Source organism: Bacillus sp. 007/AIA-02/001 (genome assembly GCF_004634455.1).
Lineage (GTDB): Bacteria > Bacillota > Bacilli > Bacillales > Bacillaceae_G > Bacillus_A > Bacillus_A cereus.
Window position 1 is genome coordinate 30,896 of sequence record NZ_SEIY01000020.1, and the last position, 15,088, is coordinate 45,983.

A 15,088-nucleotide genomic window follows, 5' to 3' on the forward strand; every position below is an offset into this window, starting at 1 on the left:
TGCAAGCAAAATGTATGAGAACACACTCTCATACATTTTTTGCAATACAACTACTTCTATATCTTCTAGCCGGAGGTATAATCTATGACATTTTGGCAATTTGCATTTAAAAACGTCACGCGCAACTCGAGAGCTTATTTTGCTTACTTTGTAAGTAGTTCCTTTTCCATTGCTGTGTTCTTTTCGTTTGCTGTTTACTTATTCCATCCGAAATTACAAAACTTTGACATGACCTCTGAAATTTCAGGATTAATGATATTTTCAGAAGTAGTAATTGTATTTTTCTCTTTCTTCTTTTTACTATATTCCATTGGTACTTTTTTAAAAGTTAGAAAAAAACAATTTGGTGTTTTGACCATTTTAGGAATATCGAGAAAACAATTACATCGTCTTGTTTTTATGGAGAATATGTTAATCGGGATTTTATCTATCTTTTTCGGCATGCAGTTTGGAGTTGTTTTTTCTCAATTTTTTTTATTAGTAACAGCCAAACTTACGCATGTTCCAGGAATATATTTATACGGTCCTACTAACGCGTTTATTTTAACAACCATTGTTTTCCTTAGTCTTTTTATCATTGTATCTGCATTCACACCAATGCTTATTCGTACAAAAAAAGCGGTACACCTTTTAAAAACAAATGGTGGAAAACAAAAAGAAAGAAAACCATCCATACTTGTTTCATTATTTGGTGCGATTTGTTTATTTGGTGGTTATGCGTTAGCTGGAAATCCTAAATATTTCGTATCAGTAAGCCCGCAAATCGGTGTTATATATATGGTTTCGAGTATTTTCGTTATCCCAATGCTTGTTACAATAGGAACATATTTTTTCTTTTCTCAAATTAGTTTCTTACTGATTTATATTTTAAAGAAAAGAAGAAGATTTTATATGAAACGGATTAATATGCTTTGGATTTCAGATTTAGCAAACCGTATTCGGACGAATATTAATATGCTTTTTATTGTAGCGATGCTCTCTACAATTGCTTTCACAATGATCACGTTCCTATATGGATTCGGGAAATTTATTAAGCTAGAGGTGAATAGAACTTCCCCTTTCCCAATTTCTTATTTCTCTTATGATGCGAACCCTTTTGTTACAGAGCATTTAAATTGGCTTGAGCAACAATTACAAAAAGAGCATTTCCCTTATCAAAAAATAAAAGCTGATATATATGAAACACCACTAAAAGAAGATAAAGATATAGCTATTTATAATGACGTATACGCAATTAAGCAAAGTGACTATAACAAACTTGCGAATTCTTTACGAATGAAACAACTATTTATGGATGATAACGAAGCATATGTGCTAACAGGGACATCTTATATCACCATATTCAACGAATTTGAGCAAAGCTACAATAGAGATTACATTACACTCTCTAGTACAAATACGAAATTAAGAGTTAAAGGCTATGAGCATGTAAACGCAATCCCATCTGACTTTTCATATCAAACGATAGTGTTGCCTGATGTTATCGTAAATAACTTACCTAACACCGTAAAACATATATCAGCATACAATTACAAAATTCAAAACTGGGAACAGACATATGAAATTGCTGATAATTTTATAAAAAAAGTGCAAAAAGATCGAAATAAATACCAGTATGAAGGGCCTCTTATTCGATCCTTTGAATCAGCAGGATCGTTATACAAAATAACATCAGGTAGTGCCGCGTACTTCCTAATTGGGACATTTTTAGGAGTTATTTTCTTCATTGGAGCTGGTAGCGTTCTTTACTTTAGAATGTATACGGATTTGACGAACGAACAAGAGAAATATATAACGATTTCTAAAATCGGTGTAACAGATACAGAGATGAAACGATCTGCAACCATTCAACTTAGTATTTTATTTTTCATTCCGTACATTATGGCATCCATTCATACAATGTTCGCAACAAAAATGCTACAAGATGTAATTGGTTTATCTCTGTTCAAAGAAGTTTCAGCCGTTCTTATTATTTTTGGATTCGTTGAAATCGTATTTTTCTTATTCATTCGTTCACTTTATATGCAAAAATTATCACATTACACGAGTGGACAAAATATTTAAAACAAACTTGATGAAAAGAGTATCTCTCATACTCTTTTCATCTTCACCCTATTAGGAGGTTTAGGTGAATGACATTTTGGCAGTTTGCATTTAAAAACGTCACAAGAAACGCCAGAGCTTATTTCGCCTATTTTGTAAGCAGTGCGTTCTCCATCGCAATCTTTTTCTCATTTGCAGTTTATTTATTTCATCCTAAATTGCATATGACAGACGTGAATTTTTCTCTGAACATATTAATGACAATTTCAGAAGTTGTCATTGTGTTCTTTTCATTTTTCTTTTTACTGTATTCAATCGGGACGTTTTTAAAAGTACGAAAAAAACAGTTCGGGATTTTAACAGTGCTTGGCATATCTCAAAAACAATTAAAGCGACTCATATTTATAGAAAATATGTTAATTGGTGCTCTTTCTATATTTTTTGGCATTCAACTTGGACTTGTCTTTTCACAGTTCTTTTTGTTAGTTACCGCCAAAATTACACACGTACCTGGTTTATATTTATATCCGCCTACAAGTGCTATCGTTTTAACTATCATCATCTTTCTCGGCCTCTTCATTCTCGTATCATCTTTTACACCGATGCTCATTCGCACGAGAAAAGCCGTACGTCTTTTAAAAGAAGGAAAACAACAAAAAGAAAGAAAAGCATCCGTGCTCATCTCTCTATTTGGTGCGACCTGTTTAATATGTGGATATGCGTTAGCCGCAAATCCGCTGTATTTTATGTCGCTAGGTGACATAATTGGGCTTTTATATGCCGTCTCTAGTATATTTGTCATCCCATCGCTTATTGCAGCTGGAACATACTTTTTCTTTTCACAAATTAGTTTTTTACTTATTCGTATTTTAAAAACACGAAGAAAGTTTTATATGAAACGAATTAATATGCTTTGGATTTCAGATCTAGCATCACGTATTCGGACAAACATTAACATGCTCTTTATTGTAGCGATGCTATCGACGCTCGCTTTTACAATGATTACATTCTTATATGGCTTCGGGAAATTTACAAAGTTTGATGCGATTAGACAAAATCCTTTCCCGTTTACTTATTTATCGCATACTGAGAATACGTTAGCTGATGAACATTTAAACTGGTTAGAGCAGAAATTTAATGAAGAGCACTTCACTTATACAAAATTTAAAACAGATATATATGAAGTATCTTCAGCTGAAGATAACACGCAGCTCTATTATGCCATTAAACAAAGTGACTATAATGTACTTGCTAAGGCTTTAAATTGGGAAACGCTCACGGTCAATAAGAATGAATCTTATATTCTTATGAAAGACTTAGATGATCAAGTTATTGGAACGCTCCATAATAAAGAACAGAAAAATACTCTTACACTTACTCAAAACAATTTACAACTACAAGTGAAAGAATATAAAAGTTATAGCCCATTCCCAAACAGCTTAATATACCAATTACTCATACTATCTGATGAAAATGTAGAAGCCTTATCCACCGTTTCCAAACAAATGAGTGTATATAACTTCAAAGTTACAGATTGGGAAAAAGCACATAATATCGGTTCATCGTTTATAACAAAAATCCATAACGATAATGCAGCAATTCAAGCAGAGCATCCACCTTTCCATGCAAGTGAAGCGAGCGATTCTCTATATAAGACAAAACTAAATGTCGCTTCGTTCTTCTTAATTGGTACTTTCCTAGGAGTTATTTTCTTTATCGGTGCTGGCAGTGTTCTTTACTTCCGGATGTATACAGATTTAACAAATGAACAAGAAAAATATATAACGATTACGAAAATCGGCTTAACTGAGACTGAAATGAAACGTTCAGCGACAATTCAGCTTGCGATTCTTTTCTTCGTACCTTACATTATGGCATCAATCCATACGATGTTTGCGACAAAGATGCTACAAGAAATATTACATCTCTCGTTCTTCGCTGAAATTACAGTCGTACTGTTGATTTTTGGAACAGTTGAAATTTTATTTTTCCTTTTAATTCGTTCCTTTTATATGCAAAAATTATCACAACACATTAAGTTTTAAAAAGTAGAAAGGTGATTACTATGGAAGAAGTATTACACATAAAAAACGTCTCAAAAGTATATGAGGGGAAAGTCCCTCATACTGCTTTAAAAAATATAAATTTACACGTGGATAAAGGGGAATTCGTTGCCATTATGGGACCATCTGGTAGCGGAAAATCTACATTTTTAAACGTTATCTCTACAATCGATTCTCCGACTTCTGGTGATGTCGTAATTAACGGAAAAAAACCGCACACATTTCGTAGAGAGAAGTTAGCTATTTTCCGCCGCCAAGAGTTAGGATTTGTTTTCCAAAACTTTAACCTACTAGATACACTAACAATCGGTGAAAATATCGTACTACCTTTAACATTAGATAATGTTCCATTAAAAGAAATGGATGAAAAGCTTGATAACATTTCAAAAAAGCTTGGAATTGATCATATTTTGGACAAGCGTATTTTTGAAGTTTCTGGGGGACAAGCACAGCGTACCGCAGTAGCACGTGCTGTTATTCATCACCCTTCTCTCTTACTAGCCGATGAACCGACAGGAAACTTAGATTCAAAAGCGGCAATTGACGTAATGGAGTTATTTACGAAATTAAATAAAGAAGAAGATGCAACGATTTTAATGGTTACGCACGATCCGTTTGCAGCAAGTTATTGTAACCGTGTTATTTTCATTAAAGATGGAGAGCTTTACAATGAACTACACCGCGGATTATATCGCGAGAAATTTTATCAAGAAATATTAGATGTTTTAGCATTATTAGGAGGAAGACGTGGATGACATTTTGGCAATTTGCATTTAAAAATGTCTCGCGTAATTCTAAAGCATATTTCGCTTATTTTGTAAGTAGTGCTTTTTCTATCATGGTTTTCTTTTCATTTACCGTATACGCGTATCATCCGCGCTTGCAACATGTACAAAGCTTTCAAGAACGTGATCCTCTAATGAACTTAGCTAGTACAGCACAACTTGTGATCGTTATGTTCTCGTTCTTCTTTCTCTTATATTCAATTGGAACATTTTTAAATGTTCGGAAGCAGCAATTCGGGATACTCACTATTCTTGGTATCTCACAGAGACAATTAAAAAGATTGTTATTTACCGAAAACATGATAATTGGGATATTATCTATCTTTATCGGCATTCAAGGTGGACTTGTATTTTCTAACTTTTTCTTATTAGTCACTTCGAAATTAACAAGTGCGAAAGGTCTCTATTTATATTGGCCAACAGAAGCGATTATCGTTACAACCGTAACGTTTATCATTTTATTTTTAATCGTTTCTACATTTACACCAATGTTTATTCGTACTCGAAAGACAGCCCACCTCATTAAAGGGAACAAGAAAATGCCAGCTGAAAAAAGACCATCTATACTCATCTCTTTATTCGCTTTAATTTGTTTAGGGCTATGCTATTATATCGCTGGTTATCCGCGAGGCTACGTAACGGAAAAAAATGTGCAAAATGGATCTGTCTTTTTTATTATGTTATCTATTTTACCGCTCGTAATAGTCGGGACATATTTATTCTTTTCACAAACATTCCTTCTTTTCATCTATATTTTAAAGAAGCGCAGAAAGTTTTATTTGAAACAAATAAATATGTTATGGATTTCAGATTTAGTTTCTCGTACACGCAGTAATATTAATGTACTCTTTATTGTTTCTATGCTATCTGCACTTGCATTTACGATTATTATTGGATTATTCGCCGCTAATAACAATACGAAGGCATCAGTATTAGAGCGATATCCCGTTCCCTTCACGTATACATCAGAAGGTGACAATTCCCTTGAACAAAAGCATATTTCTACAATTGAAACGGAGCTTACAACTAATAATTTTCTTTACAAAAAATATAAGTTTACAGTATTAAAAGATACAGCTTCCAAAGAAGATATTATGCTTATGAAGATGAGTGATTATAACGCAATTGCTAAACAATTGAAAAGACCGGAAATAACAATCGATTCTACAGAAGTTTATATTATTTCTCGGCACTCACCAGAACTTCTCGATCTCGTATCTAATCCATTTGCAAAGCAAAATACGATTACACTTGGATCTAATAAAAAAGAATTTCATATTAAAGGGTTTATTAATAAGGGAATCGAACCATCATTTGCATTCCCTCATTTAGCTGTCGTACAAGATTATGTATTTGATAATATGATTCCTCATATTGAAACAACTGTAATCTATAACTATTTCGTAGAAAACTGGGAAAATGCAATCGTTCCAACAAAAAATATGTTACGTGTTATTAGTGGTGATGCACGTGAGTTCTACGAAAAGCATACTGAAGAGAACGCTCAAGTTCCTTTCTTCATACATACGGCTACGGATGAACTTATTTACGGTAAAGGAAATGCAGTTGCTCAATTTTTTATTTGGGCATTTCTCGGCTTTATTTTCTTTATCGGTGCGGCTAGTGTTCTATACTTCCGTATGTATAATGACTTAACAACTGAAAGACAAAAGTATATTACGATTACAAAGCTTGGCTTAACTGAATCAGAAATGTTTCGCTCTGCAACGATTCAATTAGGAATTTTATTTTTCGTACCTTACATCGTTGCTGGTGTTCACACATTATTTGCGGTTAAGTTTTTACAAAGCATGTTTTCTTTCTCCTTACTAAAAGAGACATGTATCGTACTCACCCTTTTCGGGATTATCGAGATCATTTTCTTCTTCTTAATCCGTTCTCTGTACATTAATAAATTATCACAGCACATAAAAATATGAATAAAATGGCCTTGTGCGTATTGCACAAGGCCATTTTCAATAGTTTTTAATAATTAGCAGCAATATCCGCCGTAGCCACCATATCCGTAGCCGCCGTAACCGCCATAACCACAACCGCCGCCTCCGCCGAAGCAGCTAGCACCGATGATAATTAATAAAATAAACAATACGATTAGAAGCGCAAAACCGCCTCCGCAACCATGTCTGCGGTTACAATCATCATGTCTGTGTTCACACTTTTCGCTCATTACCCTATTCCTCCTTTAGTATCATTCATAACAAGTTCCTCTTGTTCTAAATGAGGGGATTCCATTTATAGTATGTTTTCAGGGCGAATAGGAAGCTTGGCTTTCTTAAAAACGGGCTTGTTTCAGAAAATGAGCCTTATCAAGATGTAGGTATAAAACATTTGACATACTAATAATTTCTTACTAATATTTAATTGAACGATCAATCAATTTTTTGATTATACATTCAAATTATATAAATCAGGAGTTGAATAGCGTGACTGATTCTTTTATTGCAGAGGCTAGGCGTGAACAAATTATTCTTGCATGTATTGATACATTAGAAGAGGTTGGATATAACAACTTGAGCTTAACGAAGGTGGCAAAAAAGGCTAAGATTAGTACCGGACTTATTTCTTATCATTTTAATGATAAGCTTTACCTTATGAACCGTACATTACAATTTTTAGTTGCCAAACAACATGAATTTATTAGTAATCGAGTACTATTAGCTCAATCTGAAATAAATAAACTAGAGGCTTTTATTGAAGCACACTTGGCTTATCAAGAAACTCATTACAAAAATAATATTGCCTTAATTGAGATTGTCTTTAATGCAAGAAATGAAGAGAACATTCCTTATTACAGAATCGAAGACGACGAAGAGGATGCTCTTAGAACGATGTTATTAGATATTTTGAAGACTGGACAACAAAATGGCGTGTTTTCTAACTCTTTTCAAACCGACACATTAGCTTCATTTATTTTAGGAGCAATCGAAGAAAGAATGTTGAAGGCAAATTCATCTATATCCATAGAAAATTACTCAGGTGAGCTCATAAAAATGGTGAAAAAACTCACTATTTAAAACATGCCCTGGTTAAAAAATATATATAAGAAAGGATGAACTACACATGAAAAAGGCATCTGTCATTGGATTAGGTTTTTTAGAAAAGTTACTTGCTATAGTAAGTCCAATCCTTTTAGGCGTTATTGGATATTTTTCACCTAAATTAATAGAGATTATAAAAAAGATTCCTCTCTTTTCTGATTCAAAAATTATAGAACTTTTAAATTTTATTAATCCCTTCTGGCTTCCTATTATCCTCATGCTAATTGGTGTTATTGCAGGAATTTTATTTTCTTTAATTATTTATAGTGAAGCTTTAAAAATGAACATTACTTCGGAAAGCATTCACGTGAATAAGGACGATCAAAAGAAACAAATCACCAGATCAAATGTAAAAGCCGTTTTTGTAGATAAGCGTCAAGTGGTTATCATTGATCAAGAAGACCGAGAATGGTTACGTGAAACATCTGACATTACCCCAAGCAAAATTAAAGATACTTTCTTAATGCACGACTTCCCCTGGGTGGAACAAGATCCTTATAAACATGAGTATAGCTTATGGAAATTAGAGGATGCGCGATTTAATAAAAGCATAAATACTATTTTGTATGAAAGACGAAATGCCCTTCGAGAAGGAAACTCGAAAAAAAAGAAGCATTTACGCAAAGATTTGAATGAGCTAGGAGTCTTTGTCAAAGACGATGGAGAAAATCAGTATGTCCGTTCTATTAAATAATAGGACAATAGAAAAAAGATATAAAAAGCACCTTGCCCTGTATATTTGTAAGTAACTACGATTAAAAAATAGCAAAACCCACAGAGAAATTGAATTTCTCCTGTGGGTTTTATTAATTAAAATGGGCTTTTCTCCCTAAAGAAACATATTCAACAAAAGAGCAAAACCAAATGCAATAAATGATAACAATGTCTCGAGTACCGTCCACGTTTTAAATGTTTCCTTCACCGTCAAACCTAAATACTCTTTTACAAGCCAGAACCCTGCATCATTTACGTGAGAAAACATTAATGATCCTGCACCGGTTGCAATAACTAGCAACTCTAAATTCACACCAGACATGTGCTGAATAACTGGTGAAACAATCCCTGCTGCTGTCGTTAATGCTACTGTAGCTGAACCTGTTGCAATTCGAATTAAACCAGCTACCATGAAAGCTAATACAATTGGTGATAACGAAATATGTTCTGCCATTTGTGCAATAGCTGTTCCAACGCCGCTTTCAATTAATATTTGTTTAAATCCACCGCCTGCACCAATTATTAAAATAATAGAACCGACAGGCAATAAACTTTCATCTGTTAATTTTTTAATCATCTTTTTATTAATACCTTGTTTGATACCAAGTAAATAAAATGCTGCGAAACATGAAATAAGTAAGGCGATTACTGGACTCCCTATAAACACAAAAAATTCAGTCAATTTTTTCGGTAATGAAATATATGGTGCAACTACTGATAAAATCATCAATACAACTGGTAATAAAATAATAAAGAATGAAACTTTACGACTTGGCAAATCAGTTGATACTGTCGTAACTCGAACAAGCTCCGGTTCATTTTCAGGTATAACCCTCTTATGTACCCACTTTGCAAATATTGGGCCTGCGATAATGGCTGTTGGTAACGCGATAATTAATGAATATAAAAGTACCTTTCCTAAGTTCGCGTTATAAATACCGATTGCTGTCATCGCCCCTGGATGTGGTGGTACGAGCCCGTGAACAATAGATAATCCTGCAATGACAGGTAACGCAATTAATAATATATTTTGCTTCGTCGTTTTTCGAATTGAAATAACGAGTGGTAATAAAATGACAATCCCCACTTCAAAAAATACGGGAATCCCTATAACAAACCCTGCAAATAACATAGCCCAAGGTAATTTTTTTACGCCGAAAAATCGAATAAAGAAATCTGCAACTTGCATGCCTGCCCCTGAATCGGACATCATTTTTCCTAAAATTGTTCCAAGTGCTAAAATACCAACTAAATGCCCTAGTACACTACCAACACCAGTTTCATAGGCAGCCACTATTTTCGTTAAGTTCAGTCCAGACATAATAGCTAAAAATAAACTCGCAACTGTTAAACTAATAAATGCATGCCATTTCCACCATGATACCCCTAAAATAACAATTGTGATCGCAAGTAACGTGACGATTAATAAGTATATATCCATCTCTCATTCCCCTTACTTTTATCCCGATTGGTGTGAGCTAATAATTAGTGGATGATGCCCTCCTCCACTAATTAAAGTTTTACTTTAAAAAAAAAGAGGGAACATCCCCTCTTTTTTATACGTCATAATTCACTACATAATGCTGCATCTCTGTATTGTAGTAGCCTTCGCTATATTCAATTACTTCGCCAACTTCATCGTAAGAATAACGCATACGTTTTAATAGCGCTGTCCCCTCTTTTTCACCTAGCGCTTCTGCAACGAAACTAGGCGCGAGTCCAACAGCGAATTCATCTCTGAAGTTTTCTAAGTGAATGCCTCGGTCTTCAACTAAATCATAAAGCGATTGCAAGTCAAAGTCCGATAAATCTGTACTTGCCATTCCTGCTGAGAAATAGTGCGTATAATGAATGTAAGGTGCATCATTTAACGTATATAAACGTTCAATACGAAAACTCTCCTTGCCGAATAATCGAAATGGCACCGTTCCTTCTTCATTATGAACGATTTCTGCTTTTAGCAATTTCTTTTGTACTTTATATCCTTCTTCCACTAACACTTCTGTAAATTTCTTACCTTTTGACAACTTTGTCGCAGAAGTATTACGGATAACTTTCGTTCCTTTACCGCTTTTCTTTTCTAAATATCCTTCTTGAGCGAGTTCTTTAATTGCATTACGCACTGTAATTTTGCTCACTTTGAACTCTTCTTCTAACTGCGGTTCAGAAGGAATATTCGTATGAATCGCATATACACCATGCAATATTCGATCACGAATAATATTTTTTATTTGTAAATATAATGGTCCTTTTTTCCTCGTTACGTTCACCGTTACACCCACTACCTTTCTACATCACCTACTGATGCCGTCATTGCCCGAAGTATATCCTTCTCTGATGACATGGGCGTATCACCGACGATTGTATGTGCAAGCATTCCAGCTGCTGACGCAAATGAAACAGCTTTCTCTGGTGCAAACTCTTCTATCTCGCCATGAATAATCCCGCTCGTATAAGCATCTCCAGCACCTATTCTATCATATACAGAAAACGCAAGTGTTTTTGCAAAAGTGAACGCACCATCTTTACATATAAACCCGCGTAGCGAGTGTGTATTATCACTATTAATAGAGCGATGTGTACCAGCGATTGTAGCGATATGATATGTTTCAGCAACCTTTGGAATAAGATCAACAAGTTGCGCCTCTCGCTCTGTCTCTTCTGTTTTCATTCCAAGAACGAACATTGCATCTTTTTCGTTCATCATAACGATTTCAGCAAGTCCCAGCATTTCTTCATAATGCGGTTTTGCCTGTTCATATCCGTCTTCTCCCCAAAGTGATGGACGATAATTACAATCAAAAACGACGGTTCCTCCGTTTTCTTTAACTGCTCTCGCTAAAGACTTCATATGATGGCGCACCGTATCATTCATCGCAAGTGTAATACCGCAAAAATGAACGATATCAATTTCCTTAGCAATTTCTTCAAATTGGTACATCTCTTCAGACGCCGTATTGAAGCTACTTTCTAGTCGATTCGAATACGTAACGCGGCTTGCACGTGCACCGAATCCATTTTCTAAAAAATACATACCTACATATTTACCGCCTCTTGAAACAAGAGAAGTTTGAATCCCTAACTTTTGAATGTAAGATACAGCTGCCTCTCCAACCGAATTTTCCGGTAAAGTTGAAATAAGAAGCCCTTCATGCCCTAAGTGAGAAAGTGCCGCTGCAACGTTCACACCTGTACCTGAAAATGAGTAATTTAACGTGTTAGCTTGCGACAACAATTCATATCCAGGTACTTGCATGCGCATCATTACTTCGCCAAACGCTGCAATTTTCTTACGCATATTGATCAACTAGCTTCTTCACGACTGCTAATAATTCACGAACATCTTCTACTTTCGTGTTACCAGTTTCTTTATCAATAATAGAAGAGTACACGTGCGGGATAACTTGCTCTACGTTTGCTTCAAGCGCAATACGTACAATTGTTTCGAAGTTTTCTTTATCAATTCCGCCTGTTGGCTCTAATGCAAATCCTTCTTCTGCACAAGCCTTCGCAACTGCGCGATATTCTTCCTCATGAGCTAAACCTTTCATTGGAAAGTATTTCAATGAATTTCCGCCCATATCACGTACAAGTGCAATTGCTGTTTTAATTGGAACGATTGCTTTTTCTTCTCCAGCTGCGCTAATTGGACCAGTAGAAATATTTACGTAACCCACTTTTCCTGTTGGGGATACTAAACTATTAATCCAGCTATCTTTTTCGCCAAGATTTGCACGTGTCGCTCCAACTGAAGGGAACACTTGGTTAATATGGCTGCCAGGATAATGCTTCGCAATCTCAGCTACAACTGCCGCTTGGCGATTATCTCCTGCTCCTAGTCCGATTGATACAGCGTCATCAATTTCTTTTCCGTATGCTTTCATCGCTGTAACGGCTTCTTCTACTGTTGGGTAGTCTTTTGATAATACCCCCACTACTACATACCCTTCTGCTGCTTCAAAAATATCTTTCGCATTTCGGGTATTGTTCGCTAATACATTTAATGCTACGCGGCCTTTATAAAAACGTTTTTGAATATTTGTCATTTTAGTTTCCCCCTACAATTTCTCTCAATTTTTCTTCAATTACATGTATGTCATCACCTTGAAGTGGACGTGGATCAATATCAAAGAATCCTTGTCTTACTCCGTAATCACGTGTATAGATTGCGATTTCCCCTTCGCGTAATGCTGTCACAACGTCTTTTGCCGATTTATTTAACTCTTTTTCGCTAATATGAATACGTGCTCTAAAGATTGCTCTTCCAGCTTCATCTTGAACGATCGTTACATTTACACCTTTTAATTCTTTTAGCGGCATAAGTATTTGTAGCAATTCTTTTTCTTGCTCACTTTTATCTTCTTTTACGCCGTACTCATCAAGCGCTTGAAGTAAGCCGAAAGTTGTTTCTTTCCCAACTTTCATACTTCTTCCGATGCAATGTAATTGCACTTTCAGCCATTCGATATATTTTCGTTTACCGCCAACAATACCAGAAGTAGGTCCTTCAATTGCCTTTGAACCACTATAAATGGCAAGGTCTGAATACTTCACATATTTTTGAATGTCTTCTTCAGCTGCCGCATCAACGATAAGTGGTACGTTATTTCGCTGCGCTACTTCCCATGCTTCTTCAACAGAAATCATATTTTTTTGCACTGCATGATGTGATTTCACATACAGAATCGCTGCTGTATTTTCACCAATTGCATCTTCAATATGCTCTGCTTTCCCTTCATTTGCGTAACCCACTTCAACAAGCTTACCGCCGCCTAAATAAATCATCGTTTCAACTGGAGCACCGTATTGAACGTTATGACCTTTTAACATAATTACTTCGTTTTTCGCGATTACTTCTTGATGAAGTCTTTCACTTTTACGGCGATTTCCTTCCGTCACGATACCAGCGATAGAAAGCGCAATGCCACTCGATGCTGAGTTCACAACGACCGCTGCCTCTGAATCTAGAATTCTCGCAATATGGTCTCCCGCTTTATCTACTAAATCAGCAATTTCCACATAATTTTGTCCACCATGTTTCATCGCATCCATAACTGTATCTGTAGGAGCGGATACACCTAAAATACTCATTCTACCGCTCGCATTAATTACTCTTTTTAATCCGTACTTAGCATTCAATGAATGACCCATTGATTACAACCCCTTTCGTATCAATCCTTCTTTCAGCAATGCGCTGATCCCCTTCTGAATCAATTAACGTAACCTTCTCATCTTTCACTGTAAATAAAGTTAAGTTTGCAATATCTCCTTCTTGAATACGGCCAAGCTCTGGTTTTTTCAGCCACTCTGCTGCATTTTTCGTAACCGCGTCAATTACTTCTTCTAGCGGATAACCTAAGTAAAGGAATTTCGAAAGAACGTGAGCCATACTATACACGGGACCGTGTATACGATTCTTCCGGTAAATATCTGTACTAATCGTATTAAAGATGATATCGTGACGCTTCGCAGCCTCTGCTACTTTAAAAGAAAAACTAGCATTGCCGTGACCAACATCTAAATGAACACCGCGCTTCACTGCATCTAGTAATACAGGTAGCGGTTTGCCTTCTTCATCAAATAAATTATTTTCTTTCCCGTTTAAGTAATGTGTAATCACATCATCTTTTTCTAAAAGAGGTACAACTTCCTCTATGCGAGGAGGCGCTGAACCGATATGTACCATAATCGGTAATGATGTTTCACGAGATAAAGAGCGTGCAACATGCAGCGGTTCAATTCCACTATCACAAACGACACTTTTACTCATTCTCGCCTTTAACCCAACGATTACATCTTTATACTTTTCTACTGCTTCTATTACTTTCTCTTTATCGATCCATTCCATATTGGATAATTCATCGATTCGTTTCAAACCGATGCGAGAAATATTTAAAAAGGCAAATAAATTCGTTTTTGCCTGCTCTCTACTTTTTACTAAATCTGCAATGCGATCAGCTCCGCAGCTACCCGCATCAACAATTGTCGTTACCCCTTGCTTAACGCCAATTTCATCCACCTCATCGCCATACGGATCAAACTCTGGAAAAGCGTGAACGTGCAAATCAATCCAACCACTCGATACGTAAGTACCAGAGTAATCAAGAACCTTTCCACCCTCGCCAGCACCAGCTTTCGTCACCTGTACGATTTTGTTATTTTCAATTACAATGTCAATCTCTTCCCCGTTCACACGTTTCACATTACGTAGTACGAATCGTTCTGTCATTGTATTTCCACCCTTTTCTATAAGAAGCCATAAGAATACGCTTACATTTAAGTTTCATTTTTTATATCTCTTTCACACGTTTAGCGTAACACAAAAAAAGTCAGAAGTAAATATAACGTTATAATGTTTGAAAGTGAATAAAAAGATGCTCCTCCAAAATGGTAGTAGTATAGGAAATTATATCAACGATTTTTT

At 35.6% G+C, this 15,088-nt stretch carries 13 protein-coding genes; 6 read left to right on the forward strand and 7 right to left on the reverse strand.

The window, feature by feature from the left end; genetic code table 11:
• Positions 1–84 precede the first annotated feature (84 nt).
• The 4 genes from ES895_RS25290 to ES895_RS25305 all read left to right on the forward strand — a co-directional run bounded on the left by ES895_RS25290 (position 85) and on the right by ES895_RS25305 (position 6,831).
• Positions 85–2,064, forward strand: a complete 1,980-nt coding sequence (locus ES895_RS25290; protein WP_000145055.1) for an ABC transporter permease — start codon at positions 85–87, stop codon at positions 2,062–2,064.
• A gap of 68 nt (positions 2,065–2,132) precedes the next feature.
• The gene (locus ES895_RS25295; protein WP_000144973.1) at positions 2,133–4,088 is read left to right on the forward strand and encodes an ABC transporter permease; all 1,956 of its coding nucleotides are present in this window, start codon (positions 2,133–2,135) and stop codon (positions 4,086–4,088) included.
• A gap of 20 nt (positions 4,089–4,108) precedes the next feature.
• Entirely contained in the window at positions 4,109–4,861 is a 753-nt protein-coding gene (locus tag ES895_RS25300; protein WP_000393250.1) for an ABC transporter ATP-binding protein, read from the forward strand.
• A complete protein-coding gene (locus tag ES895_RS25305; RefSeq protein WP_135238734.1) occupies positions 4,858–6,831 on the forward strand; it encodes an FtsX-like permease family protein in 1,974 nt (657 codons plus the stop codon). Before ES895_RS25300 ends, ES895_RS25305 begins: the two co-directional genes overlap by 4 nt.
• A gap of 53 nt (positions 6,832–6,884) precedes the next feature.
• On the opposite strand, the gene ES895_RS25310 is transcribed toward ES895_RS25305, so the two are convergent.
• Positions 6,885–7,079 carry a YjcZ family sporulation protein gene (locus ES895_RS25310; protein ID WP_001290395.1) on the reverse strand — a complete coding sequence of 65 codons (195 nt, stop codon included), beginning with the start codon at positions 7,077–7,079 and terminating at the stop codon, positions 6,885–6,887.
• 256 nt (positions 7,080–7,335) lie between these two features.
• On the opposite strand from ES895_RS25310, the gene ES895_RS25315 reads away from it, so the two are divergent.
• Positions 7,336–7,926 (forward strand): TetR/AcrR family transcriptional regulator, encoded by a 591-nt coding sequence (locus tag ES895_RS25315; protein ID WP_098364816.1) that lies wholly within the window; start codon positions 7,336–7,338, stop codon positions 7,924–7,926.
• Between the two features lie 46 nt (positions 7,927–7,972).
• Entirely contained in the window at positions 7,973–8,644 is a 672-nt protein-coding gene (locus tag ES895_RS25320; RefSeq protein ID WP_000710356.1) for a YqeB family protein, read from the forward strand.
• Between the two features lie 135 nt (positions 8,645–8,779).
• On the opposite strand, the gene gntP is transcribed toward ES895_RS25320, so the two are convergent.
• The 6 genes from gntP to ES895_RS25350 all read right to left on the reverse strand — a co-directional run bounded on the left by gntP (position 8,780) and on the right by ES895_RS25350 (position 14,893).
• The gene (gene gntP, locus ES895_RS25325) at positions 8,780–10,105 is read right to left on the reverse strand and encodes a gluconate permease GntP (RefSeq protein WP_000356187.1); all 1,326 of its coding nucleotides are present in this window, start codon (positions 10,103–10,105) and stop codon (positions 8,780–8,782) included.
• A gap of 115 nt (positions 10,106–10,220) precedes the next feature.
• On the reverse strand, positions 10,221–10,946 hold the full coding sequence (locus ES895_RS25330) for a GntR family transcriptional regulator (RefSeq protein ID WP_000539261.1): 726 nt from the start codon (positions 10,944–10,946) through the stop codon (positions 10,221–10,223).
• Positions 10,946–11,962 carry a sugar kinase gene (locus ES895_RS25335; RefSeq protein ID WP_098279274.1) on the reverse strand — a complete coding sequence of 339 codons (1,017 nt, stop codon included), beginning with the start codon at positions 11,960–11,962 and terminating at the stop codon, positions 10,946–10,948. Before ES895_RS25335 ends, ES895_RS25330 begins: the two co-directional genes overlap by 1 nt.
• On the reverse strand, positions 11,955–12,710 hold the full coding sequence (gene dagF / locus ES895_RS25340) for a 2-dehydro-3-deoxy-phosphogluconate aldolase (RefSeq protein WP_000181937.1): 756 nt from the start codon (positions 12,708–12,710) through the stop codon (positions 11,955–11,957). Before dagF ends, ES895_RS25335 begins: the two co-directional genes overlap by 8 nt.
• 1 nt (position 12,711) lies before the next feature.
• Positions 12,712–13,815 carry a DgaE family pyridoxal phosphate-dependent ammonia lyase gene (locus ES895_RS25345; RefSeq protein WP_065702976.1) on the reverse strand — a complete coding sequence of 368 codons (1,104 nt, stop codon included), beginning with the start codon at positions 13,813–13,815 and terminating at the stop codon, positions 12,712–12,714.
• On the reverse strand, positions 13,793–14,893 hold the full coding sequence (locus tag ES895_RS25350; protein ID WP_050964616.1) for an amidohydrolase/deacetylase family metallohydrolase: 1,101 nt from the start codon (positions 14,891–14,893) through the stop codon (positions 13,793–13,795). The genes ES895_RS25345 and ES895_RS25350 overlap by 23 nt, the downstream gene beginning before the upstream one ends.
• Between the last annotated feature and the right edge of the window lie 195 nt (positions 14,894–15,088).